15 protein-coding genes and 1 tRNA gene are annotated in these 23,937 nt (G+C 58.1%); 8 read left to right on the plus strand and 8 right to left on the minus strand.

Going from position 1 to position 23,937, the window contains the following annotated elements; all coding sequences use genetic code 11:
* The first annotated feature begins 274 nt into the window (after window positions 1-274).
* From METAL_RS19960 to METAL_RS10375, 7 genes are all read left to right on the plus strand, one after another.
* Window positions 275-4,831, plus strand: a complete 4,557-nt coding sequence (locus METAL_RS19960; RefSeq protein ID WP_051040366.1) for a cadherin repeat domain-containing protein — start codon at window positions 275-277, stop codon at window positions 4,829-4,831.
* Between the two features lie 173 nt (window positions 4,832-5,004).
* Window positions 5,005-10,920, plus strand: a complete 5,916-nt coding sequence (locus METAL_RS10350) for a beta strand repeat-containing protein (RefSeq protein ID WP_005372117.1) — start codon at window positions 5,005-5,007, stop codon at window positions 10,918-10,920.
* A gap of 271 nt (window positions 10,921-11,191) precedes the next feature.
* Window positions 11,192-11,698: a phage tail protein gene (locus METAL_RS10355; RefSeq protein ID WP_005372119.1), complete on the plus strand. Its 507-nt coding sequence runs from the start codon at window positions 11,192-11,194 to the stop codon at window positions 11,696-11,698.
* 18 nt (window positions 11,699-11,716) lie between these two features.
* Window positions 11,717-12,226: a phage tail protein gene (locus tag METAL_RS10360; protein WP_005372122.1), complete on the plus strand. Its 510-nt coding sequence runs from the start codon at window positions 11,717-11,719 to the stop codon at window positions 12,224-12,226.
* 11 nt (window positions 12,227-12,237) lie between these two features.
* Window positions 12,238-12,756 carry a phage tail protein gene (locus tag METAL_RS10365; RefSeq protein WP_005372123.1) on the plus strand — a complete coding sequence of 173 codons (519 nt, stop codon included), beginning with the start codon at window positions 12,238-12,240 and terminating at the stop codon, window positions 12,754-12,756.
* Between the two features lie 120 nt (window positions 12,757-12,876).
* Window positions 12,877-13,350, plus strand: a complete 474-nt coding sequence (locus tag METAL_RS10370; RefSeq protein WP_005372124.1) for a GNAT family N-acetyltransferase — start codon at window positions 12,877-12,879, stop codon at window positions 13,348-13,350.
* 54 nt (window positions 13,351-13,404) lie between these two features.
* Complete coding sequence (locus tag METAL_RS10375; RefSeq protein WP_005372125.1) at window positions 13,405-13,698, plus strand: DUF6916 family protein; 294 nt, start codon at window positions 13,405-13,407, stop codon at window positions 13,696-13,698.
* Window positions 13,699-14,096: 398 nt separating this feature from the next.
* Here the strand turns inward: METAL_RS10375 and METAL_RS10380 are convergent.
* From METAL_RS10380 to rlmE, 6 genes are all read right to left on the minus strand, one after another.
* Window positions 14,097-14,181 (minus strand) — tRNA-Leu (locus tag METAL_RS10380).
* A 25-nt stretch (window positions 14,182-14,206) separates the two neighbouring features.
* A complete protein-coding gene (gene secG, locus METAL_RS10385) occupies window positions 14,207-14,608 on the minus strand; it encodes a preprotein translocase subunit SecG (RefSeq protein ID WP_281023992.1) in 402 nt (133 codons plus the stop codon).
* A gap of 79 nt (window positions 14,609-14,687) precedes the next feature.
* A complete protein-coding gene (gene tpiA / locus METAL_RS10390) occupies window positions 14,688-15,434 on the minus strand; it encodes a triose-phosphate isomerase (RefSeq protein WP_005372127.1) in 747 nt (248 codons plus the stop codon).
* A gap of 55 nt (window positions 15,435-15,489) precedes the next feature.
* Entirely contained in the window at window positions 15,490-16,830 is a 1,341-nt protein-coding gene (gene glmM, locus METAL_RS10395; protein WP_005372128.1) for a phosphoglucosamine mutase, read from the minus strand.
* 159 nt (window positions 16,831-16,989) lie between these two features.
* Window positions 16,990-18,903 carry an ATP-dependent zinc metalloprotease FtsH gene (ftsH, locus tag METAL_RS10400; RefSeq protein ID WP_005372130.1) on the minus strand — a complete coding sequence of 638 codons (1,914 nt, stop codon included), beginning with the start codon at window positions 18,901-18,903 and terminating at the stop codon, window positions 16,990-16,992.
* 185 nt (window positions 18,904-19,088) lie between these two features.
* Window positions 19,089-19,706, minus strand: coding sequence for a 23S rRNA (uridine(2552)-2'-O)-methyltransferase RlmE (gene rlmE, locus METAL_RS10405; RefSeq protein ID WP_005372131.1), 618 nt, complete (start codon window positions 19,704-19,706; stop codon window positions 19,089-19,091).
* Between the two features lie 49 nt (window positions 19,707-19,755).
* On the opposite strand from rlmE, the gene yhbY reads away from it, so the two are divergent.
* Window positions 19,756-20,085, plus strand: coding sequence for a ribosome assembly RNA-binding protein YhbY (gene yhbY / locus METAL_RS10410; protein ID WP_005372132.1), 330 nt, complete (start codon window positions 19,756-19,758; stop codon window positions 20,083-20,085).
* 45 nt (window positions 20,086-20,130) lie between these two features.
* Here yhbY and greA read toward each other — a convergent pair whose 3' ends face one another.
* Window positions 20,131-20,610: a transcription elongation factor GreA gene (gene greA, locus METAL_RS10415; protein ID WP_005372133.1), complete on the minus strand. Its 480-nt coding sequence runs from the start codon at window positions 20,608-20,610 to the stop codon at window positions 20,131-20,133.
* A gap of 96 nt (window positions 20,611-20,706) precedes the next feature.
* A complete protein-coding gene (gene carB / locus METAL_RS10420; protein ID WP_005372134.1) occupies window positions 20,707-23,934 on the minus strand; it encodes a carbamoyl-phosphate synthase large subunit in 3,228 nt (1,075 codons plus the stop codon).
* Window positions 23,935-23,937: the final 3 nt, after the last annotated feature.

Below are 23,937 nucleotides of genomic sequence, written 5' to 3' on the forward strand. Positions count from 1 at the left end.
AAGCATTTTGGGGCCGGCTTGGCTTGACGATATTGCATTGGAAGGCCAAAGCAAGCTTTGGACTCCGGCATATCCGCATTTTAGGGAGGCTTTGAATAAGCCCCCTCCTCTCCTTCGCCTTTATTCGGCATGAAGGAAGAGAAACCGAAGCAGAGATTTCCGGGAAGGAGATAAGGATTTGGGGCCAAATCCTAAGGGAAATCCTTATTTTCTTGAATTTTCTTGAAGTAACTCGGCGGCCCGTTTTCCGACACGCAACAATGGCAAATGTAGAATGACAACCCGCATTTACAAATGGTTACCGGTAATGCTGTTCGCGTTGCTGGCCGCTTCGCCGTTAATGGCCGATATTTTTTATGTCACGCCTAAAACAAACGGCCAAATCGGCGACCTGAAGTACAAAAAGGAAGACATTCTACTGTTCGACACCGAAAGAGGCGAGCATGGAGAATGGTCGATCTTTTTCGATGGCTCCGATGTAGGGCTGGTTGGACAACAGATCGATGGTTTTTATGTTGCCGAGGATTACCTGCTGCTTTCCTTTCTCGGTAACCTCAAACTGAGCATCAACGGACAAAAGGTGCGCGTCCAGGGGGCGGACATCGTTAAATTCAATTGGGATCCCGAAGGGGGGGGGGCCGGCGTGCTGCCCACCAAAGGTACTTTCGATTTATTCTTCGACGGCTCCGACGTGGGAGTGAAAACCAATATCGATGCGTTAGCCTTAAATAACGACGGACATTTGATTTTCAGCACCCATGCAAAAAATCGGCTGCTCGACGAAAACGGACAGCCTTTCTTGGCCCATAAACAGGACCTGATTGAATTTACCGGCAGCACGGGCGAAGACACCGCGGGAAGCTTCAAACTTTTTTTCGACGGCCAGCAAGCGGACCTGGCGCAAAATACGGAAGACATTGACGGCGTTGACGTGTATGGCCCGTATTTATATCTGGTGACTCAAGGCAAGTTCAAAGTCGGGCCGGCCGCCGGAAACGGCCGGGATATGCTGCGTTGCGATTTGCCGCCGGTGCTTTCGCTGCCGATTCTCAGTTGCGGCAATCCGCTCGTGGTGTTCAAGGGAACGGACGTGGGTTTAAATAAAGCCATCCAGGGTATCCAGGTCAAGTTGTCGCTGAATATCGCACTGAGTTCGTCGCATGTGGATGAAAACCAGCCGGCCGATACGGCAGTCGGCCATTTTTCGATGGTCAACGCGGATAAGCGAAGCGATTACAGCTATACGCTGATCAGCGGCGACGGCGCAACGGATAACGCCTCGTTCAAAATCGACGGCGATGCTTTGCAGACGGCGGCATCTTTCGACTTCGAAACCCAACCCAGTTACCGCATTCGGGTGCGGAGCGATGAAAACGGCGGCCGGGCTATCGAAAAAGCGTTCACGATCGCCGTGAACGATGTCAATGACGCGCCCACCGACATCGCGTTGAGCGCAGAGACAATCGCCGAAAATCAACCGGAAAATTCGCTTGTCGGCGAGTTATCCACGAGCGATACCGATGCCGGCGAGAGTCAGACTTATACATTGGTTCCCGGCTCCGGCGATGACGATAACGCAGCATTCCGGATTGTCGGCAATCGATTACAGACCGCCGCCGCGTTCGATTTTGAAACCCAACCGACTTACCGCATTCGCGTACGCAGCACCGATCACGGCGGTTTGTTCACAGAAAAACAATTTACGATTGGCATCGTCGATGCCAACGAAGCGCCGACAGACATTCTGTTGAGTTATACGCGCATTGCAGAGGGGCAGCCGGCCGGAACCCTGGTGGGTACTCTCGGCAGTGTCGATGCCGATGCTGCCGATACCCACACTTATGCCCTGGCCGATCCGTCAGCGTATCCCGATAACGCCGCCTTCCAAATCGTCGGCGAGGAATTGCGTACGGCCGCCGTACTCGATTTTCCCACGCAATCGAGTTATCAAGTGCATATCCGGAGCACGGATTCTGGCTTGGGGGCGTTGACTTTCGACAAATCGATGACAATTACTGTCGACAGCATCAATCATGCGCCAGTATTTACCGTCGGTCCGGACCAGCACGTCAACGAAGACGCCGGCGCGCAGAGCGTAGCCGGCTGGGCGACTGCGATCGGTCCCGGCCGCGCCGACGAGTCGGGGCAATCGCTGATCTTCGCCGTCACCGGCAACACGAATCCCGACCTGTTCACCGAAGCTCCGGTCGTCGCCGTGGACGGCACGCTGAGTTACGCCCTCGCTCCCGGCGCGAGCGGCAGCGCGGTCGTCACGCTGCTTTTGCAGGACGACGGCGGCACCGCCAACGGCGGCAGCGACGCTTCCGCGCCGCAAAGCTTCACCATTACGGTCAATGCGGTCAACGATGCGCCGAGCTTTGCCCAAGGCGCCGATCAAAACGTGAATGAAGACGCCGGCGCGCAAACCGTACCCGGCTGGGCGACCGCGATCAGCGCCGGCGCGATTGACGAAACCGCGCAGACTTTGACCTTCGCCGTCACCGGCAACACGAATCCCGACCTGTTCGCCGAAGCGCCTGCGGTTACCCCGGACGGCGCCTTGAACTACACCCTGGCCGCCAACGCCAATGGCAGCGCGGTCATCACGCTGATTTTGCAGGACGACGGCGGCACCGCCAACGGCGGCAGCGATACTTCCGCCCCGCAAAGCTTCACGATCACGGTCAATCCCGTCAACGATGCGCCGAGCTTCACCCAAGGCGCCGATCAAAGCGTAAATGAAGACGCCGGGGCGCAAACCGTACCCGGCTGGGCCACGGCCATGAGCGCCGGCGCCGCCAACGAAGCGGGCCAGACGCTGGCTTTCAATGTCACCGCCAACGACAATCCGGGACTGTTCAGCGCCGGACCGGCCGTCGATCCGGTCAGCGGCGATCTGACCTTCACGCCGGCCGCCAATGCCAACGGCACCGCGACTCTCCAGCTGACGCTCACGGACAACGGCGGCACCGCCAACGGCGGCGCCGACACTTCCGCGCCGCAAAGCTTCACGATCACCGTCAATTCCGTCAACGACGCGCCGAGCTTCACCCCAGGCGCGGACCCGGCCGTCAACGAAGGCGCGGGCGCGCAAACCGTGGCCGGCTGGGCTTCGGCCATCAGCCCCGGCCCGCTCGACGAAGCGGCTCAAACGTTGACCTTCCAGATCACGGCAAACGACAATGCCGAGCTGTTCAGTGCCGGACCGGCCCTGGATACTTCCGGGAATCTGACTTTTACCCCGGCGCCGGATGCGAACGGCACGGCAAACATTCAGGTTACGCTCATGGACAATGGCGGCACCGCCAACGGCGGCAGCGATACTTCCGTGCCGCAAAGCTTCACGATCACGGTCAATCCCGTCAACGACGCGCCGAGCTTTGCCAAAGGCGCGGACCAAACAGTCTTTGAAGATGCCGGCGCGCAAACCGTACCCGGTTGGGCGACCGCGATCAGCGCCGGCCCCGCCAACGAATCCGGCCAGACGCTGACTTTCAATGTCACCGCCAACGACAATCCAGAGCTGTTCAGCGCCGGACCGGCCGTCGATCCGGTCAGCGGCGATCTGACCTTCACGCCGGCCGCCAATGCCAACGGCACCGCGACTCTCCAGCTGACGCTCACTGATAACGGTGGAACCGCCAACGGCGGCGCCGACACTTCCGCGCTGCAAAGCTTCACGATCACCGTCAATCCCGTCAACGACGCGCCAAGCTTCACCCCAGGCGCGGACCCGGCCGTCAACGAAGGCGCGGGCGCGCAAACCGTTTCCGGCTGGGCTTCGGCCATCCACTCCGGCCCGCTCGACGAATCGAGCCAGACGTTGACTTTCAATGTCACCGCCAACGACAATCCGGGGCTGTTCAGCACGGCACCGGCCGTCGATCCGGTCAGCGGCGATCTGACCTTCACGCCGGCCGCCAATGCCAACGGTACCGCGACTATTCAGCTGACGCTCACGGATGACGGCGGCACCGCCAACGGCGGCAGCGACGCTTCCGCGCCGCAAAGCTTCACCATTACGGTCAACGCGGTCAACGATGCGCCGAGCTTCACCCAAGGCGCCGATCAAAACGTGAATGAAGACGCCGGCGCGCAAACCGTACCCGGCTGGGCGACCGCGATCAGCGCCGGCGCCGCCAACGAAGCGGGCCAGACGCTGACTTTCAATGTCGCCGCCAACGACAATCCGGGGCTGTTCAGCGCCGGACCGGCCATCGATCCGGCTACCGGGGATTTAACCTTCACGCCGGCCGCCAATGCCAACGGCACCGCGACTCTCCAGCTGACGCTCACGGACAACGGCGGCACCGACAACGGCGGCGCCGATACTTCCGTGCCGCAAAGCTTCACGATCACCGTCAATTCCGTCAACGACGCGCCGAGCTTCACCCAAGGCGCGGACCCGGCCGTCAACGAAGGCGCGGGCGCGCAAACCGTGGCCGGCTGGGCTTCGGCCATCAGCCCCGGCCCGCTCGACGAAGCGGCTCAAACGTTGACCTTCCAGATCACGGCAAACGACAATGCCGAGCTGTTCAGTGCCGGACCGGCCCTGGATACTTCCGGGAATCTGACTTTTACCCCGGCGCCGGATGCGAACGGCACGGCAAACATTCAGGTTACGCTCATGGACAATGGCGGCACCGCCAACGGCGGCAGCGATACTTCCGTGCCGCAAAGCTTCACGATCACGGTCAATCCCGTCAACGACGCGCCGAGCTTTGCCAAAGGCGCGGACCAAACAGTCTTGAAGATGCCGGCGCGCAAACCGTACCCGGTTGGGCGACCGCGATCAGCGCCGGCCCCGCCAACGAATCCGGCCAGACGCTGACTTTCAATGTCACCGCCAACGACAATCCAGAGCTGTTCAGCGCCGGACCGGCCGTCGATCCGGTCAGCGGCGATCTGACCTTCACGCCGGCCGCCAATGCCAACGGCGCCGCGACTCTCCAGCTGACGCTCAAGGACAATGGTGGCACCGCCAACGGCGGCAGCGATACTTCCGTGCCGCAAAGCTTCACGATCACCGTCAATCCCGTCAACGACGCGCCGAGTTTTACCGCCGGCGCCAATCAAAGCGTGAATGAAGATGCCGGGGCGCAAACCGTACCCGGCTGGGCGACCGCGATCAGCGCCGGAGCCGCCGACGAAGCCGCCCAGACATTGACGTTCGTCATCATCGGCAACACGAATCCCGGCCTGTTTGCCGTCGCGCCCGCGATGACGGCGAACGGCACGCTGAGCTACACGCCGGCGGCGGACGCGCACGGCGTGGCGAGCATTCAAATCGCCCTTACCGACGATGGCGGCACCGCCAACGGCGGGGCGAATACGTCCGCGCCAACAACCTTCACGATTACGGTCAACTCGGTCAACGATGCGCCGAGCTTTGCCAAAGGCGCGGACCAAACGGTCCTTGAAGACGCCGGCACGCAAACCGTACCCGGCTGGGCCACGGCCATGAGCGCCGGCCCCGCCAACGAATCGGGCCAGACGTTGACTTTCAATGTCACCGCCAACGACAATGCCGCGCTGTTCAGCGCGGGTCCGGCCGTCAATCCGGCTACCGGCGCCCTCACCTTCACGCCGGCCGCCAATGCCAACGGCACCGCGAATATCAAGGTCGCGCTGATGGACGACGGCGGCACCGCCAACGGCGGCGTCAACAGTTCGGGATCGCAAAGCTTCACGATCACCGTCAATGCGGTCAACGATGCGCCGGCCGGCACGGACAAAACGGTTACCGCTCTGGAAGACGGCGATTACGTTTTCAGCGTGGACGATTTCGGATTCACCGATCCCGACGACTCGTCCGCCAATGCGCTGCTTTCGGTCAAAATCGCCACCTTGCCCGACACCGGCAGTCTGACCCTTTCGGGTTCCGCAGTGGTCGCGGATACCGAGATTGCGGTCGCCGATCTCGGCGACTTGAAATTCACGCCGGCAGCGAACGCGAACGGCGCGTCGTATGCCAGCTTCACCTTCCAGGTGCGCGACAACGGCGGCACCGCCGACGGCGGCATCGATCTGGATCCGGCCGCGAAGACGATAACGGTGAACGTCACCTCGGTCAACGACGCGCCGGCCGGCACGGATAACACGGTCACGACGGACGAAGACGTCGATTACGCTTTCAACGCGGGCGATTTCGGCTTCGCGGATACCGACGACTTGCCCGCCAATGCACTGCTTTCGGTCAAAATCGCCACCTTGCCCGGCAGCGGCAGCCTGACCCTTTCGCATACCGAGGGTACGGAAGAGATTACGGAAGCAATTGAAGCGGGTACCGACATTGCGGCCACCGCTATCGCCGCCGGCAGATTGAAATTCGTGCCGGAGGCGAACGCGAACGGCGCACCGTACCCCAGTTTTACGTTCCAGGTGCGCGATGACGGCGGCACCGACAATGGCGGCAGCGATCTGGATCCGACCCCAAGGACGATAACGGTGAACGTCACCTCGATCAACGACGCGCCAGTCAACGCGGTGCCGCAAACCACGGACGAAGACGAAGATGTCGCAGATCAAACCACGAACGAAGACACCGCCCTCGTCTTCAATGAGGACAATAGCAATCGGATCAGCGTAAGCGATGTGGACGCCGACAGCGCCGACCTCAAAATCACGCTCGACGTCTCCAGTGGCAGCCTGACGCTCGGCGACACGAACGATCTGGCCTTTGCGGAGGGCGACGGCACGGACGACGCCACCATGACCTTTACGGGCAATTTGACCGCGATCAACGCGGCATTGGACGGACTGAGTTTTCAACCCGCGCCGGACGCAACCGAGCACGTGACGCTGACCCTCACCAGCGACGATCAAGGCGCAACCGGCGCCGGCGGCGCCTTGAGCGCCACCGATACGGTCACGATCGACATCATCCCGGTGAACGACGCGCCGGTCGTCACGATGCCGGGCGCCACACCGGCGTATGCCGGCAGCGCGGTCGTTCTCGACGGCACCGCGACCGTGAGCGACATCGACTCGGCGAATTTCAATAACGGCGTACTGATCGCAGACATCATCACCAATTGCGAAGATGACGACCGGCTCGCCCTGTTGGATCAAGGCGCGGGCGCCGGCCACATCACTCTCGACGGGAACACGGTACAGTACGACTTCGACGGCAGCGGACCGACCGCCATCGGCCAATTGGCAACCGATTTCGATTGCGACGACGAAACTTCTCCCAGCCTGACCGTCACGCTGAACGCCAGCGCCGACCCGGTCTCGACGCAAGCCCTGCTGCGCAATTTGACCTATGCCAGCGCGGCCGCCACGCCAAGTGGAACCGAACGGACCCTCCGGGTAACGCTGAGCGACGGCGAAGACACCAGCAACCCGGTGGACAAACAGTTGAATATCGACAACCCGCCCGAGGTTGACTCGGTCACTCCGGCAAACAGCGCGACGGATGTCGCCGTGAGCAGCAGCATCGACATCACCTTCACTGAAGCGGTCAATGCCACGGCCGACGCATTCAGCATCGAATGCCCCGAAGGCAACGCAGTGGCGTTTACATCGAATCCGACGCTGCCGGCCTCGAACGCGACCGCTTTTCAGTTGACTCCGAATGCCGCCCTTCCGTACGGCGATACCTGTACGGTCATGGTGCACAAGGACGAAATCGACGATTCTGATGCGATCGACCCGCCGAGCGGCATGGTGGCCGATTTTACGTCGACGTTTACCACGGTCGTTAATACGGCTCCCAGTTTCACCAAAGGCGCCGATCAAACGGCGAACGAAGACGCCGGGGCGCAAAGCGTGTCCGGATGGGCGACCGATATCAGCGACGGCGACGGCAATACGCAAGTCCTGACGTTCAATGTTACCGGCAACACGAATCCCGACTTGTTCAGCGCCGGACCGTCGGTATCGTCGGCCGGCGTCCTGACTTACACGCCGGCGGCCAACGCCAACGGCAGCGCGACGATTACGCTGACGCTCTCCGACAACGGCGGCACGGTCAACGGCGGGGTGGATACCTCGACGGCACAAACCTTCGTCATCAATGTGACGCCGGTCAACGATGCGCCGAGCTTCACCAAAGGCTCCAATCAGACGGTGCTGGAAGATGCCGGCGCGCAAACCGTGCCCGGCTGGGCGACCGAGATCAGCGTCGGTCCGGCCGACGAAGCGGGCCAGACGCTGACCTTTAACATCACCGGCAATACCAACCCCACCCTGTTCAGCACGGCTCCGGCGATTTCGTCCACGGGCCAGTTGACTTACACGCCGGCGGCCAACGCCAACGGCAGCGCGACGATTACACTGACGCTCTCCGACAGCGGCGGCACGGCCAACGGCGGGGCAAATACCTCGGCGGCGCAAACCTTCGTCATCAATGTGACGGCGGTCAACGACGCGCCAAGCTTTACCAAAGGCGCCGATCAAACCGTCGACGAAGACGCCGGACCGCAAACCGCGAATCCGTGGGCGACCGCGATCAGCGCCGGTCCGGCCGACGAAGCGGGTCAGATACTCACGTTCAGCGTCACGAACAATACCAACACGAGCCTATTCAGCGCCGGACCGGCGGTATCGTCGACTGGCGTGCTCACTTACACCCCGGCGGCCAACCAGAACGGCAACGCCACGATCACCTTGCAGCTTTCGGACAACGGCGGCACAACCAATGGCGGAGTGGACTTTTCCGGAACGCAGACCTTCACCCTCACGGTCAACCCGGTGAACGACCCGCCGGTGGCGCAGACCAAGAATGGCGGCAGCGTGCAGGCCAACATGAAACGCACCGGCATCGATGCCGGCTTGCTGGCCGGCGTAACCGATGCCGATACCGGCATCAACGGCTGCTCGCCGACCTTCAGCCTGGCCAGTATCAGTAGCGGCACTCACGGCACCGTTTCCAATGTCAGTCTCGGCGAGGGCACCTTTGATTTCGAACCGGAACCGGGCTACACGGGCGCCGCCACCGCCACCTATACGGTGAAGGATGACGGCTGCCCCGGCACGGCGACGAGCGCGCCCGCCACCATCAATATGACCGTGAGCGGGCCGGTTGTCTGGTTCGTCAATCCGGCCGCCGGCACCGACGGCACCGGTACGCTGGCCAGTCCGTTCAACAGTCTGGCCTCGGCCAATACAGCCAAAAGCACAAGCGCCAATCATCGTATCTTTGTCTACAACGGCACCACGGCATCGGGCGTCGGCGTCACGCTGAGCGGGGCGGCGTCCCAGGCCAGCGCGCAATGGCTGATCGGCCAAGGCGCGACGAATTCGCCGACCAATACCTTCGACGCATTGATGGGTATCTCGCCACCAGACGGTACGATCGACAGACCGACTATCGGCGGCATTCAGCCGCAGATTCAAGGCACATTGACTTTGAACGGAAACAATGTCCGCGCGCAGGGCTTCAATCTTTCAACCGGTGCGAACCCGGGCATCAACGATGCAGCAGGTGCTGCGATCAGTGGCGTGACGGTCGATCAGGCCAGCGTCAGCTCGACGACCGGCAGCGCCGTAAACCTGAGCGATTTCGGCGGCACGGTCAGCCTGACGGCGGTATCGAGCAACGGTGCGGCCAGCGGCATCGTGCTGAACAATACTACCGGCAGTTTCTCCGTCAGTGGTGACAGCGGCAGCACCAACAACGGCTCCGGCGGCACGATTCAAAATACTACCGGCGTGGGCGTCGTGCTTACCAACGCGCAAAATGTCTCTTTCGATCAATTGAACATTCAGAATACCGCGCGCAGTGGCATTCGCGGCAGCAATAACGTTCAGAACTTCATCTACATGAACGGAACGATCAACAATGTCGCCACCGCCAAGGTCAGCGGTCAAAACGACGCCAATATTTCTTTCGATACCTATCCGGCAGACGGCACAGCCAACCACATCAACGGCACCGTCACAATCACCGGTAGCACGCTGAACAACTCGGCATTTCATGGCATCTGGATTCAAAATTACAGTGGTACGATCAGCAACCTGAACATCTCGAACAACACGCTGACTAGCGCGACTACCACAACCGATTCGAACGGCAGCGGCATCAGCGTCATCTCGTTCGGCCATACGGGAGGCAGTTCATCCATTACCAAGGGAACGATCGACAACAATATCGTCAATCATTTCCCCGGCGGGCGGGGCATTCAGGTGCAGGGCGGCAACGTTACCGAAGCGCAGGCGGGCGGCAGTTACGGCACGTTCAATAATCCGGCCAACGTCATTTCCATCAGCGGCAACAAGCTCAACGACACGGCGCAAGGCGCAACCGCGGGCGTTAAATTCCAGGGAGAAGGCATAGTCGCTCTGGTCAATGGACGCGGCCAAGGGAATTTCGCGATTAACAACAACCGCATTTTCAACACTACCGGCACTGGCATTTCGCATTCCGCGTTCGGCGACGCTCAGGTCAGTTCAACCATCAACGGCAATACCATCACTCCCAACAACACGTTCGCATCACAAGGCATCGGCGTCGGCACCAGCAAGACGGATGTATTCACTGACAATACGCCAAGGCTGGATACAACCATCAACAACAACACGATTAGCCAAACCGACGGTAACGGTATTCTGGGCGTCGCCTACGACGGTACCGCGGGACGGCTGAATATCACAATCAAGAACAACACGGTCGCCGCACCGCTTGGTGGCGTGCGTCCTGGCATCGCGGTAAATGCCGGTAATTCGACCTCAACAATCGACGATGACGTTTGTCTGGACATTTCCGGCAATACCAGCGCAGGCAGCGGTGGAAACAAGGGTATCGGCCTGCGCAAACAAGGTACGAATCCAGCGACCAACGCCTTCGGCGTGGAAGGCATGACCGCAACGGCTACGCCTGACGTCGAAAATTTTGTCTCCGGGCAAAATCCGGCGGGTAACGGTACGTATCTCGTTTCGGCTGAGAGCGGTTTCTCGAACTGCGCAAGCGCGCCTTGAAGAATGGCCAGAGCTGTAGGGCGGAACGCGCCAGCGGTTCCGCCATAAGGGTTTCAGTAATCAACGACCATCGAGCATCGCGACGAAGGCGTCGCTCCCACAGCGGTGGAAACATAGGGCCGTAGGATGCGGTGAGGAACGAACCGCATCGTTCGCGATTGATGCGGTTCCTATCGTCACCGCATCCTACGACGCTGCCGTACACCGATGGGGTTTGGATCGGCGAGGCCGCGGGTAGACAACAATTTTTTAACACGATGAGGAGAGACAGATGGCAGAACCATTTTTAAGCGAGATCAGAATCATGAGCTTCGTCTTCGCGCCGAAAGGCTGGGCTCTATGTAACGGGCAATTGTTGCCTATCAATCAAAACCAGACGCTGTTCTCCTTGCTGGGGACGACATTTGGCGGGGATGGACGCGTCAATTTTGCCCTTCCCGACTTGCGCGGGAGAATCCCGATTCATGTCGGCTACAGCCACACGTTGGGCGAACGGGGAGGCGAACAGGCGCACACACTTTCCATCGGAGAGATACCGACGCATACACACGTCGGACGAGCCACGAACGTGACCGCCACGACGAATACGCCCTCTTCGAGCGTGATGCTGGCAAATTCGAGCGCTTCCGCTCTCTACGGCAGCGCGGCCAGTTTGAATGCGATGGCGGCGAACGCGATCGTGAGCCACGGGGGCAGCCAGGCCCATCTCAACATGCAGCCTTTTCTGACGCTGTCGTTTTGTATCGCCCTTCAGGGCATCTTTCCTAGCCCCACCTAAACTAGAGGAGACTTAAAGATGGCACAACCGTATGTCGGTGAGATTCGAATATTCGCGGGTAATTTCGCTCCCGCGGGCTGGATGTTCTGCGAAGGGCAGTTACTGCCGATCTCGGAGAACGAGACGCTTTTTCAATTGATTGGTACAACCTATGGCGGCGACGGTCAAGAAACCTTTACCTTGCCCGACCTTCGCGGCCGGATTCCGGTTCACCAAGGAAACGGCTTCATTTTGGCGGAAACGGGTGGCGCCGAAGAAATCACGCTGGCGGCTCAGCAAGTTCCGGCGCATAGTCATGCAATGCTGGCGACAGCAAATACGGCGACCGTTTTCACCGCGCAGGGCAACGTTCCCGCAGCCAGCACCGGGGCAACCGTGTTTCCCTATGGGAGCGACGCACCGAGAACGACGCTGCATCCCTCTTCAATCAGTGCTGTAGGCGGCAGTCAGCCACATACCAATTTCCAGCCCTACCTTTGCGTTAATTTCATTATTTCTTTATTCGGGATTTTCCCATCACCCACTTAGGAGTTACCCCTATGGCAGATCCTTTTGTTGCCGAAATCCGAATCTTTCCGTTTAACTTTGCCCCCAAAGGCTGGGCGTGGTGTGATGGACAATTGCTGCCGCTGTCCCAAAACACGGCACTATTTTCTTTACTGGGAACAACCTATGGCGGCAACGGTAAAAGCAATTTCGCTTTGCCCGACCTGCAAGGCCGAGTGCCGATGCATCCTGGTCAGGGTCCAGGTCTCTCGCTTCACGACCTCGGCGAAACAGGGGGCTCAGAGACTGTTACCTTGCTTGAGTCGGAGATACCCTCCCATTCTCACAACATAGACGTATCACAAGCCGATGGTATTGAGCGAACGCCTGCCGGTCAGTTGCTGGCGACAGGAATCGCCATTGGACAGTATGCGGCGCCCGGTGCACTAAGTCAGCTTAGTGACAATCTCCTAACTCCGGCTGGCGGCGATCAACCGCACAACAATATGCAACCGTATCTGACATTCTATTTCTGCATCGCGTTGCAAGGCGTGTTTCCGCCGAGGGCGTAATCGGATAGAATTCAAAACCATAAGGACCGCAGGATGCGCCGACACAGGAGGCGCATCCTGCGGCGCTTCGGCCCTATCCCAAAACCGTCGTCACATGAAAATTCAAGGATTAACACCGGAATGAACCTTACTTTTCGACCGATCGAAACCACCGACCGCGATTTTCTCAGCGCCGTCTACGCCAGCACGCGCGCGGACGAAATGGCGCTGGTGGATTGGGACGAACGGCAAAAGGCCGCGTTTCTGGAAATGCAGTTTGCCGCGCAGCATCGGTATTATCAGGAAAACTATCGCGATACCGATTTTTTAGTCCTGCTTCTCGATGGACAGCCCATCGGGCGCCTGTATCTCGCACGCTGGCCGGAAGAAATCCGTATCGTGGATATCGCGTTACTGCCGGCATACCGTAATGCGGGCGTCGGCACGCAGCTTTTGACTGACGTTCTCGAAGAAGCCGCCGCTGCCGGCAAACCCGTACGCATTCACGTGGAAGGCTTTAATCCGGCCCTTTCTCTGTATCGCCGTTTGGGTTTCAAGCAAATCGGCGAGCACGGTGTTTATCTTTTGATGGAACGCCCTGCGGATGCTTCTTGAAAGCCCGAATCAGCGGTTTTTTATGTAGTGTAGATTTTGAAGAGTGTAATTCGCATGTTGGAAGCTTTGACAAAAGAAAATTGGGAAGCCTGTCTCAATGAAGATTTTCAGGTTCAAATCGACGATCGGAACGCCGTCGATATGAAGCTGGTTTCGGTGTCCGGATTCGGACGGAGTTTGAACGGTCGGCGCGAGGCTTATTCCTTACTGTTTCAAGGGCCCGGCCAGCCGGTGCTGGTGCAGCGCATCTATCGGGTTCAGCAGCCGCAACTAGGAAGCATGGACATCTTCCTGGTGCCGGTCGGAAAGGATGCCGGCGGCATTCAGTATGAGGCGGTATTTACTTGACGCTAGCGTCGTTCTTCGAAACGCCGACGGGATATTCATCCCGCCCGGCGGAAGGTGTTTATACATTGCTTTGTAGGGTACGCTGTACGTACCATTTTTTGCGACAAACGGTACGCACAGCGTACCCTACCTGAGAGCTTTAGGGCGTTTTCGCGATAGCAAAACGCCAGCAGGCTTCAAAGCAATGGCGGATTGCCTTGCGGCGAATCCACCCGGCAAGAGCTTCTCTCGATTCTGGGCGGTTTGTGCGTATCCTCTCGCAAGCGAGCCAGAATACCCACAAATATGCCAAAAACTTGTCGGTATTCGGTGAGACTCCATGAGGCAAACACAAGACAATAAAAAACCCGCTAAGCCTTGCAACTTGCGGGTTTGTGAGACTGTTTGAGTCTGCAATTTGGTGCCGATGGTCGGATTTGAACCGACACGACTTGCGTCACCACCCCCTCAAGATGGCGTGTCTACCAATTTCACCACATCGGCAAATATTTACTATTTTAAAAATAGCCTATTTCTTTTTAGCAGTTTCTTTTTTAGGCTCTTCTTTTTTCGGTTCGGCGACGGGTGCCGCTTCTTTGGGAGCCGTGTCAGCAGCAGGTGTTTCCGCTGCCGGCACTACTGTATCGGCTGCCGGTTTAGGCTCGGCAGGCACTTCGGTATCGACTTTTGTACCTCCGACACCCGGCAAGGTCTGGTTTTCTTTGTCGCTGACGATCTCGCTCATGATATCAGTCGTGCCGCCGCGGTGACCGTTGAATACGGCAAGACCGAGGCTGGTCGTAAAAAACAGCGTAGCCAGAATAGCGGTCGTTCTGGACAGGAACGAGGCAGCGCCTTGCGCGCCAAAAACCGAACCCGAGGCGCCGGTTCCGAATGCCGCACCCGCATCGGCGCCCTTACCTTGCTGCATCAGCACCAAGCCAATGATGCTCAAGCCTAGCAAGACATGAATTATTATAATAGCCTGATACATAGAAAGTCTAAACTTCTTAAATCGAGTGATAAATCTTCAGGAAAGAATCGGCATCCAGAGAGGCCCCACCGATCAATCCGCCATCGATGTCGGGCATCGAGAAGAGGCCTTTGGCATTATCCGGTTTGCAGCTTCCACCGTACAAAATTTGTAATTTTGCTGCAATGTCCTGATTTTGCTTAGCGAAATAGTTACGGATATAGGCATGGACTTCCTGCGCCTGATCATCGGTCGCCGTTTTGCCGGTGCCGATAGCCCAAACGGGCTCGTAAGCGATGACCGCGCTACGGAAAGCTTCAATGCCGGCGGCTTTGATTACCGCATCGAGCTGTTCGTCAATAACGCCGAAAGTTTCGTTCCGCTCGCGTTGTTCCAGCGTTTCTCCGACGCACAAAATCGGCACGATGTTTTGGGTTTGCGCCTGGATGAACCGCGCCGCGACCGATTCGTTGGTATCGCCGTAGTCGCTGCGCCTTTCGGAATGGCCGACGATCGCGTATTTGCAGCCGAATTCGGCCAGCATCGCGGCGGACACTTCGCCGGTGTAGGCGCCGGAAGTCTTATCGGCAACATTTTGGGAGCCCAACGCCAAGCTAGTTTCTTTGACAAGTTCACTGACGGCCGGAATCTGAACGTAAGGCGCACAAACCGCGATATCGCCATCGATGTTGCCAATGCCGGCCAGGATGCCTTCCACGAGCGATTTTGCGCTGGCGAGCGTGCCATTCATTTTCCAATTGCCAACAACCAGAGACCGACGCATTGTTTTCCCTCTCAAAGAACTAAATCGCGCATGATAAAGGAAACCCGATCATTTTTCAAGCCCGAAGAGAATTTCTGACCGCGTCCGCCAGTTCATGAGCGTAGGCGTTGACCTTATCCTCATAACGGCCTTCGACCATCACCCGGATCAGTGGCTCGGTCCCCGAAGCTCTCAGCAACACCCTGCCCTCGTCGCCGAGTTTCTGCTCGACGGCCTTGACCGCTTTTTGAATCGGCTCGCTGTGCGCCGGATCGAGCTTTTTCTCGATTTTTACATTGATCAGAACCTGCGGAAACTTCTGCATGCCGGATTTCAGCTCGTAGAGCGTCTGTCCGCTGCCGTGCATTTCGGCCAGCACCTGCAAGGCGGATATGATGCCGTCGCCGGTCGTGGTCCGGTCCAGGCAGATGATATGGCCGGAGCCTTCGCCGCCCAGGATGCCTTCGTTTTCTGTCAGCATTTCCATCACATAGCGGTCGCCGACATTGGCTCGCAACAGCTTGACGCCGAGATGCTTCAGGCCGATTTCCATGCCTAGATTGGTCATCAGTGTGCCGACGACCGGTCCATAGAGCAATCCTTCCTGCAGACGGGATTTGGCGATAATGTAAATCAGTTCGTCTCCGTCGACGATTTCGCCTTTATGGTCGACCATAATCAGCCGGTCGCCGTCGCCGTCCAAGGCGATTCCCAAATCGGCCTGCTGCGCCAATACGGTTTGCGCGAGTTTTTCAGGCTGCGTCGCCCCGCATTGGTCATTGATATTCAATCCGTTGGGTTCACCGCCGATGACGGCGACTTCGGCGCCGACTTCGCGGAAGACATGCGGTGCGACATGATAAGTCGCCCCGTGCGCGCAGTCGATCACGATTTTCAGGCCTTTAAAATCCAGCCGGGGCGGCACGCTGGCCTTACAAAATTCGATATAGCGGCCGGCGGCATCGACCTGGCGTTTCGCCTTGCCGAGGCTCGACGAATCGACCGTAGTCATCGGCGAATCCAGATAATGCTCGATCTGCTCTTCGATTTCGTCCGGCAGTTTGGTCCCGTTCACGGAAAAGAACTTTACGCCGTTGTCGTAATACGGATTGTGCGACGCGCTGATCACGATCCCGGCTTTGGCGCGCAAGGTGCGCGTCAGATAGGCAATACCCGGTGTCGGCATCGGTCCTAACAAGCGGGTACCTACCCCGGCCGCCGTCAACCCCGATTCGATCGCCGATTCGAACATATAACCGGAAATGCGCGTATCCTTACCGACCAGTACGAAACCGGAACCTTCGTTCGCGAATACCTTGCCGGCCGCCCATCCCAACTTCAGAAAAAAATCCGGTGTAATCGGATAATTACCGACCGTGCCTCGAATCCCGTCGGTGCCAAAATATTTCTTTGCCATGTTCTACATTTCTTCATGAGAATCGTTCGAGATTAACGAACGGGTTGCGTTTGCCATTAAAAAATCCATTCGGTTCCGGTTTGCGCAAAAAAAGGGGGAGGCGCCAGCCCTGTGGAGCCTCCCCCTGATTTGTCGAATGATAGCGCGGATAGGCAAGACCTAATTTTGCTTGGCGGCTTCGCCCAAGGAACCGAGTTTGTCGTCCTTCGGATTCGCATCGCCGACCGACGTGAACGAAGGTGGCGTGGAATCGTCCCAACCCTGTGGTTCCCTGACCGGCTGCCGTGTCATCAGGTCATTGATCTGGGTCTTATCGATCGTCTCGTATTTGATCAGCGCTTCGGCCATTGCATGCAGGATGTCGATGTTTTCCTTCAGTATTTTTTCGGCTCGCTCGTAGTTGCGGTCGATGATCGAACGAATCTCTTCATCGATCGTATGCGAAGTTTCCTCGGCGACCGTCTTGTGTTGGGTGACCGAACGGCCCAGGAAAATCTCGCCCTCTTCCTCGCTGTAAGCCAAAGGCCCCAAACGCTGCGACAAGCCCCATTTGGTGACCATGTTTCTCGCCAGTTCGGTCGCCCGTTCGATATCGTTGGAGGCACCGGTGCTGACCTGTTCCCAGCCGAAAATCATTTCTTCGGCGATCCGGCCGCCGTACAGGCTCGAAATCATGCTGTCCAGCTTTTGTTTGCTGGCGCTGTACTGGTCTCTCTCGGGCAGGAACATGGTAACGCCGAGCGCGCGGCCGCGCGGCATGATGCTGACCTTGTACACAGGATCATGCTCGGGCACGAGCCGGCCGACGATCGCATGGCCCGCTTCGTGGTAAGCGGTCATTTTCTTTTCCTTGTCGTTCATCACCATCGAACGCCGTTCCGCCCCCATGATCAGCTTGTCCTTGGCTTTTTCGAGATCGAGCATGCTGACCAGACGCTTGTTCGAGCGTGCCGCAAACAAGGCCGCTTCGTTGATCAGGTTGGCCAGATCGGCGCCCGAAAACCCCGGCGTGCCCTGAGCGATATATTTGATTTCGACATCGGTGTCGGTCGGCACCTTTTTCAGGTGCACTTTCAGGATTTGCTCGCGGCCTCTGACGTCCGGCAGGCCGACCGTGATTTGGCGGTCGAAGCGGCCGGGGCGCAGCAAGGCCTTGTCGAGCACATCGGGGCGGTTGGTCGCCGCGATCACGATGATGCCTTCGTTGCCTTCGAAACCGTCCATTTCCACGAGCAACTGGTTCAGAGTCTGTTCGCGTTCGTCATTGCCGCCGCCGAGACCCGCGCCGCGCTGGCGCCCGACCGCATCGATTTCATCGATGAAGATGATGCAGGGTGCATGCTTTTTCGCCTGGTCGAACATGTCCCGGACCCGGGAAGCCCCAACCCCGACGAACATCTCGACGAAATCGGAACCCGAAATCGTGAAGAACGGTACCCGCGCTTCCCCGGCGATCGCCCGCGCCAGCAAGGTCTTGCCGGTGCCCGGCGGCCCGACCATCAGTGCGCCGCGCGGAATCTTGCCGCCCAGACGCTGGTATTTGGCCGGGTCTTTCAGGAAATCGACCATCTCGACGACTTCTTCCTTCGCTTCGTCGCAGCCGGCGACATCGGCAAAGGTGACTTTGATCTGGTCTTCTTCGAGCATGCGCGCCTTGCTTTTGCCGAAGTTCATCGCTCCACGCGCGCCGGCGCCGCCGCCCTGCATTTGCCGCATGAAGAATACCCACACCGCAATCAGGAGCAGCATCGGTCCGAACGAAATCAGAAGCTGCATTAGCAGGGAAGGCTGTTCCGGAGGTGTAGCCTTGATGTCGACGCCGTTCGCCAATAGATCGTCGACCATGTGCGGATCGTTCGGTGCGTAGGTTCTGAAGACCTGACCGCTTTGCAGCTTGCCTTTGACGACCTGGTCGTCGATCATCACCTGACTGACCTGGCCGGACTTGACCGCTTCGATAAACTGCGAGTAAGACAATGTCGAATCCGCGCTCTCTGTCTGCGGACCGAAATTGTTGAAAATGGACATCAGCACGACCGCGATGACCACCCATAAAATGACATTTTTTAACATTTCGTTCAATTTACACGACCTGGGCCCTTACGGCTCTCGTAATCTAACTTAGATATCATTATAACAGCAGAATAACGGCAGAGTCCCACATTGGCCGCCGATATTTCCTGCATCGGCACAGCATCGCGAGCGTTTGGGTCCTATTTTCTGCTATCGGTTGTGGGAATAATGGGGACCCTTTCTCTCTATTTAAAGCCCCGCGCGAGCAAATAAACTTCATTGCTGCGAGAACGCGAGGCTTTCGGTTTTCTGATCAGCACTTTGGAAAACGATTGCTGCACTTGTTTGCAATAGTTCTCGAAACCCTCGCCCTGGAACAACTTGACCAGGAAGGCGCCGTCTTTTGCAAGCACCGACTGCGCCATTTCCAGCGCCAGTTCGCCGAGGTAGAGCGAGCGCGGCTGATCGACGCCCTTGCTGCCGCTCATGTTCGGCGCCATGTCCGACATGACCAGATCGACGCGCTTGCCTTCGAGCGACTGCATCAATTGATCGAATACCGCCTGTTCGCGAAAATCGCCCTGAATGAATTCGACGCCGTCGATCGGCTCGATAGCCAGTATATCTAAGGCGATAATCTGACACGGGTTGCCGAGAAGCTGTTTGGCGTACTGGGACCAGCCGCCCGGCGCCGCTCCCAGATCGACAATCCGCATACCCGGTTTCAAAATATGATCTTTGTCCTGAATTTCCTTCAGTTTAAAAACCGCACGCGAACGATAACCGAGTTTCTGAGCCATTTTGACGTATTCGTCGTCGAAATGTTCCTGCATCCAGCGGTTGCTGCTTTTTGTTCGGGTCATGACAGAATGATTTCGTGTAGAATAACTGTTTTTGCTTTAGGAAAACCGAGTGGACTCAACGGATAAGAAGCGGCTCCGGGCCGAGGCGCACAGTCATAAACCGGTCATCATGATCGGACAGGCCGGGCTATCGCCTGCCGTATTGGCCGAGGTCGAAATTGCGCTCGATTGTCACGAGTTGCTAAAAGTCAGAATACGGGCCGAACGGGAAGACCGCAAAACGATCGGTGACGAGATTGTCGCCGCGACGGGAGCCGAATTGATTCAAATGATCGGGCAGATTGCCGTTCTCTACCGGCCCAATCCTGAGAAGAGGATTAAAAAAGCGGTGCCTTCTAAAAAACCGAAGCCTAAAAAGGCTTTCAATCACCGCCGGTAAAACCAAGGTTCAAGGCCCACGCACCTTGAACCCCTGTATCCGCATTTAGATATATTCGACCGAAATAATTTCATATTCGACATTGCCGCTCGGCGCCTTCACCGTCACGACATCGCCGGTTTCCTTGCCGATCAGGGCGCGGGCAATCGGCGAACCGATCGAAATCCGGCTTTCCTTGATATTGGCTTCGTCTTCGCCGACGATTTGGTAAGTCACTGTTTTGCCGGAATCAATATCCTCGATTTCGACCGTCGCGCCGAACACCACCTTACCGTTCGGATCGAGCTTGGTCACGTCGATAACCTGCGCATTCGACAGTTTCGCCTCGATTTCCTTGATCCGGCCTTCCGCAAAGCTTTGCTGTTCGCGCGCTGCGTGGTATTCGGCGTTTTCCTTCAGATCCCCGTGCTCGCGCGCAGTCGCAATCGCCTGAATGATGCGCGGGCGAATCACCGTTTTCAGTTCTTCCAGTTCCGCGCGCAATTTTTCCGCGCCTTTCACGGTAAGAGGTACTTTCGTAGTCATTTAATTTACAACTCCAATCATTTTTTTATATTCCATTTTGGGGAATTCACACGCGCCAAGGCCGGCCGCAAGGCACGCATTGCGGCCGGAACAGGGCTACTGCAAATCGGCAACGCTGCGATGCAAATCCTGCAGACAATTCACATCGCCGGCATCCAGTTCGCCGAGCGCATAGCAGGCCGCCTTCGCACCGGCCATCGTAGTGTAATAGTTGACCCGGTGCTGCAAGGCTTCGCGGCGCATCGTAAACGAATCGGCGATCGCTTTTTTGCCTTCCGTCGTATTGATGACCATCTGAATCTGGCCGTTCTTGATCATATCGACCGTGTTCGGCCGGCCCTGATTCACTTTGTACACCACTTCGCAGGGAATACCGGCCTCCTGCAGCACCTTCGCGGTGCCGCCGGTCGCGACGATCCGGTATTTCTTTTCGGTCAGCATGCGCGCGACTTCGGGCAGCTTCGCCTTGTCGGCATCGCGGATACTGATCAGGACCTTGCCGCTGTGATTCAGATTGATGCCGGTTGCGCGCTGCGATTTAGCGAACGCTTCACCGAAGGTTTTGCCGACGCCCATCACTTCGCCGGTCGACTTCATTTCCGGCCCCAACAGCGGATCGACGCCGGGGAATTTTACGAACGGAAATACGGCTTCTTTCACCGAATAATAGTCCGGAATGCGTTCCTCGGTCACCCCCTGCTCGGCCAGCGATTTGCCTGCCATGCAGCGCGCGGCGATTTTCGCCAGCGGGTAGCCGGTCGCCTTCGAGACAAAAGGGGCGGTCCGCGAAGCGCGTGGATTCACTTCCAGCACATAGATGTCGTTGCCTTGAATCGCGAACTGCGTATTCATTAGGCCAACTACGCCCAACGCTTCGGCCAGCGCGCGCACCTGCTCGCGCAGGCGGTCCTGCAGTTCCATGGACAATTCGTAAGGCGGCAGCGAGCAGGCCGAATCGCCCGAGTGGATGCCGGCCTGCTCAATGTGTTCCATCAGGCCGCCGATCAGTACGTTCTCGCCGTCGTAAATCGCATCGACGTCCATTTCGACCGCATCGTCGAGGAAACGATCCAGCAACACCGGCGAATCGTTCGAGACGCTGACCGCCTCTTTCATATAGCGCTGCAGGCCTTCCTCGTTGAACACGATCTCCATCGCCCGTCCGCCCAGTACGTAGGACGGCCGCACCACCAGCGGATAACCCAGATCCTTCGCCGCATTCAGCGCCTGCTCGACCGAACGCGCGGTCGCATTCGGCGGCTGCTTCAAGTCGAGGCGTTCGAGCAGTTTCTGGAAGCGTTCGCGGTCTTCCGCCAGATCGATCGAATCCGGCGAAGTGCCGATGATCGGCACGCCGGCCGCTTCCAGCGCACGCGCCAGTTTCAGCGGCGTCTGGCCGCCGTACTGCACGATCACGCCTTTCGGCTTTTCGATATGCACGATTTCGAGCACGTCTTCGAGCGTCAGCGGTTCGAAATACAGCCGGTCGGAGGTATCGAAATCAGTCGAGACGGTTTCCGGATTGCAGTTGACCATGATCGTTTCAAAACCGTCTTCGCGCAATGCCATCGCCGCATGCACGCAGCAATAGTCGAATTCGATGCCCTGCCCGATCCGGTTGGGGCCGCCGCCGAGAATGATGATCTTTTCACGGTCCGAAACGCGTGCCTCGCATTCTTCCTCGTAGGTCGAATACAAGTAAGCGGTATCGGATGAAAACTCGGCCGCGCACGAATCGATCCGTTTGAAGACCGGACGAATACCCAGTTTGTGGCGGACGTTACGTACTTCGGATTCGGTCGCGCCGAGCAGTTTGGCCAGGCGCTGGTCCGAGAAGCCTTTGCGCTTCAGCCGGAACAATTCGCCTTCCTTCAGCGTCGCGAGCGTCTTGGTCGACAACGATTTTTCGGTTGCAATCAAATCTTCGAGCTGCGCCAAAAACCACGGGTCGATCTTGCTGGCCTCGTGCACCGCTTCGAGCGACATGCCGTGCCGGAACGCGTCGGCGACATAGCGCAGGCGGTGCGGCCCCGGATGGCGCAGTTCGCGCTGCATGTTTTCATGCGCGTCGACTTCCTGCATGTCGATGATTTCGTCGAGGCCGCTGATGCCGATTTCGAGTCCGCGCAAGGCTTTTTGCAGCGATTCCTGGAAGGTGCGGCCGATCGCCATCACCTCACCGACCGATTTCATCTGCGTGGTCAAACGATCGTCGGCCTGCGGAAATTTCTCGAACGTGAAGCGCGGCACTTTGGTCACCACATAGTCGATCGTCGGCTCGAACGAGGCCGGCGTTTTGCCGCCGGTTATTTCGTTCTGAAGTTCGTCGAGCGTATAGCCGACCGCAAGCTTGGCGGCGACCTTCGCGATCGGGAAACCGGTTGCTTTCGAGGCCAGCGCGGACGAACGCGATACGCGCGGATTCATTTCGATCACGATCAAACGGCCGTTCTCCGGATTGATCGCAACCTGCACGTTCGAACCGCCGGTGTCGACGCCGATTTCGCGCAAGACCGATACCGCGACGTTACGCAGAATTTGATATTCTTTGTCGGTCAGCGTCTGTGCGGGCGCAACCGTAATCGAGTCGCCGGTATGCACGCCCATCGGGTCGAAGTTTTCGATCGAACAGACGATGATGCAATTGTCTTTCGAATCGCGCACAACTTCCATTTCGTACTCTTTCCAGCCGAGCACCGATTCCTCGATCAACAGTTCGTTGGTCGGCGACAGATCCAGGCCGCGCTCGCAGATTTCGATGAATTCCTCGCGGTTATAGGCAATACCGCCGCCGCTGCCGCCCATCGTGAACGATGGCCGGATGATGGTGGGGTAGCCGACCTCTTCTTGCGCGGCCAGCGCTTCTTCGAGCGAATGCGCGGTTTTCGACCTGGCGACTTCGAAGCCGATTTTGCGCATCGCCCGGTTGAACAGTTCGCGGTCTTCGGCTTTGTTGATCGCCTCTTTGGTCGCGCCGATCATTTCGACGCCGTATTTTTTCAGCACGCCGTTCGCATCCAGCGCCAGCGCGCAGTTCAGCGCGGTCTGTCCGCCCATTGTCGGCAGAATCGCGTCGGGACGCTCCTTTTCAATGATCTTTTCGACCGTTTGCCAGTCGATCGGCTCGATGTAGATCGCATCGGCCATGTCCGGATCGGTCATGATCGTGGCCGGATTCGAATTGACCAGGATCACCCGGTAGCCTTCCTCGCGCAGCGCCTTGCAGGCCTGGGTACCGGAATAATCGAATTCGCAGGCCTGACCGATCACGATCGGGCCCGCGCCGAGTAATAAAATCGATTTGATGTCGGTTCTTTTTGGCATGAT

This window comes from Methylomicrobium album BG8, assembly GCF_000214275.2.
GTDB classification, from domain to species: Bacteria; Pseudomonadota; Gammaproteobacteria; order Methylococcales; family Methylomonadaceae; genus Methylomicrobium; species Methylomicrobium agile.

Excerpts from the sequence above, each read along its gene's own strand:
- tpiA (WP_005372127.1), bottom strand. The coding sequence starts at position 15,434 with ATGCGTCGGTCTCTGGTTGTTGGCAATTGGAAAATGAATGGCACGCTC.
- ftsH (WP_005372130.1), bottom strand. The coding sequence starts at position 18,903 with ATGTTAAAAAATGTCATTTTATGGGTGGTCATCGCGGTCGTGCTGATG.
- METAL_RS10355 (WP_005372119.1), top strand. The coding sequence starts at position 11,192 with ATGGCAGAACCATTTTTAAGCGAGATCAGAATCATGAGCTTCGTCTTC.
- greA (WP_005372133.1), bottom strand. The coding sequence starts at position 20,610 with ATGACTACGAAAGTACCTCTTACCGTGAAAGGCGCGGAAAAATTGCGC.
- METAL_RS10375 (WP_005372125.1), top strand. The coding sequence starts at position 13,405 with ATGTTGGAAGCTTTGACAAAAGAAAATTGGGAAGCCTGTCTCAATGAA.
- carB (WP_005372134.1), bottom strand. The coding sequence starts at position 23,934 with ATGCCAAAAAGAACCGACATCAAATCGATTTTATTACTCGGCGCGGGC.
- rlmE (WP_005372131.1), bottom strand. The coding sequence starts at position 19,706 with ATGACCCGAACAAAAAGCAGCAACCGCTGGATGCAGGAACATTTCGAC.
- METAL_RS19960 (WP_051040366.1), top strand. The coding sequence starts at position 275 with ATGACAACCCGCATTTACAAATGGTTACCGGTAATGCTGTTCGCGTTG.
- METAL_RS10370 (WP_005372124.1), top strand. The coding sequence starts at position 12,877 with ATGAACCTTACTTTTCGACCGATCGAAACCACCGACCGCGATTTTCTC.
- secG (WP_281023992.1), bottom strand. The coding sequence starts at position 14,608 with ATGCAGCAAGGTAAGGGCGCCGATGCGGGTGCGGCATTCGGAACCGGC.
- METAL_RS10360 (WP_005372122.1), top strand. The coding sequence starts at position 11,717 with ATGGCACAACCGTATGTCGGTGAGATTCGAATATTCGCGGGTAATTTC.
- METAL_RS10365 (WP_005372123.1), top strand. The coding sequence starts at position 12,238 with ATGGCAGATCCTTTTGTTGCCGAAATCCGAATCTTTCCGTTTAACTTT.
- glmM (WP_005372128.1), bottom strand. The coding sequence starts at position 16,830 with ATGGCAAAGAAATATTTTGGCACCGACGGGATTCGAGGCACGGTCGGT.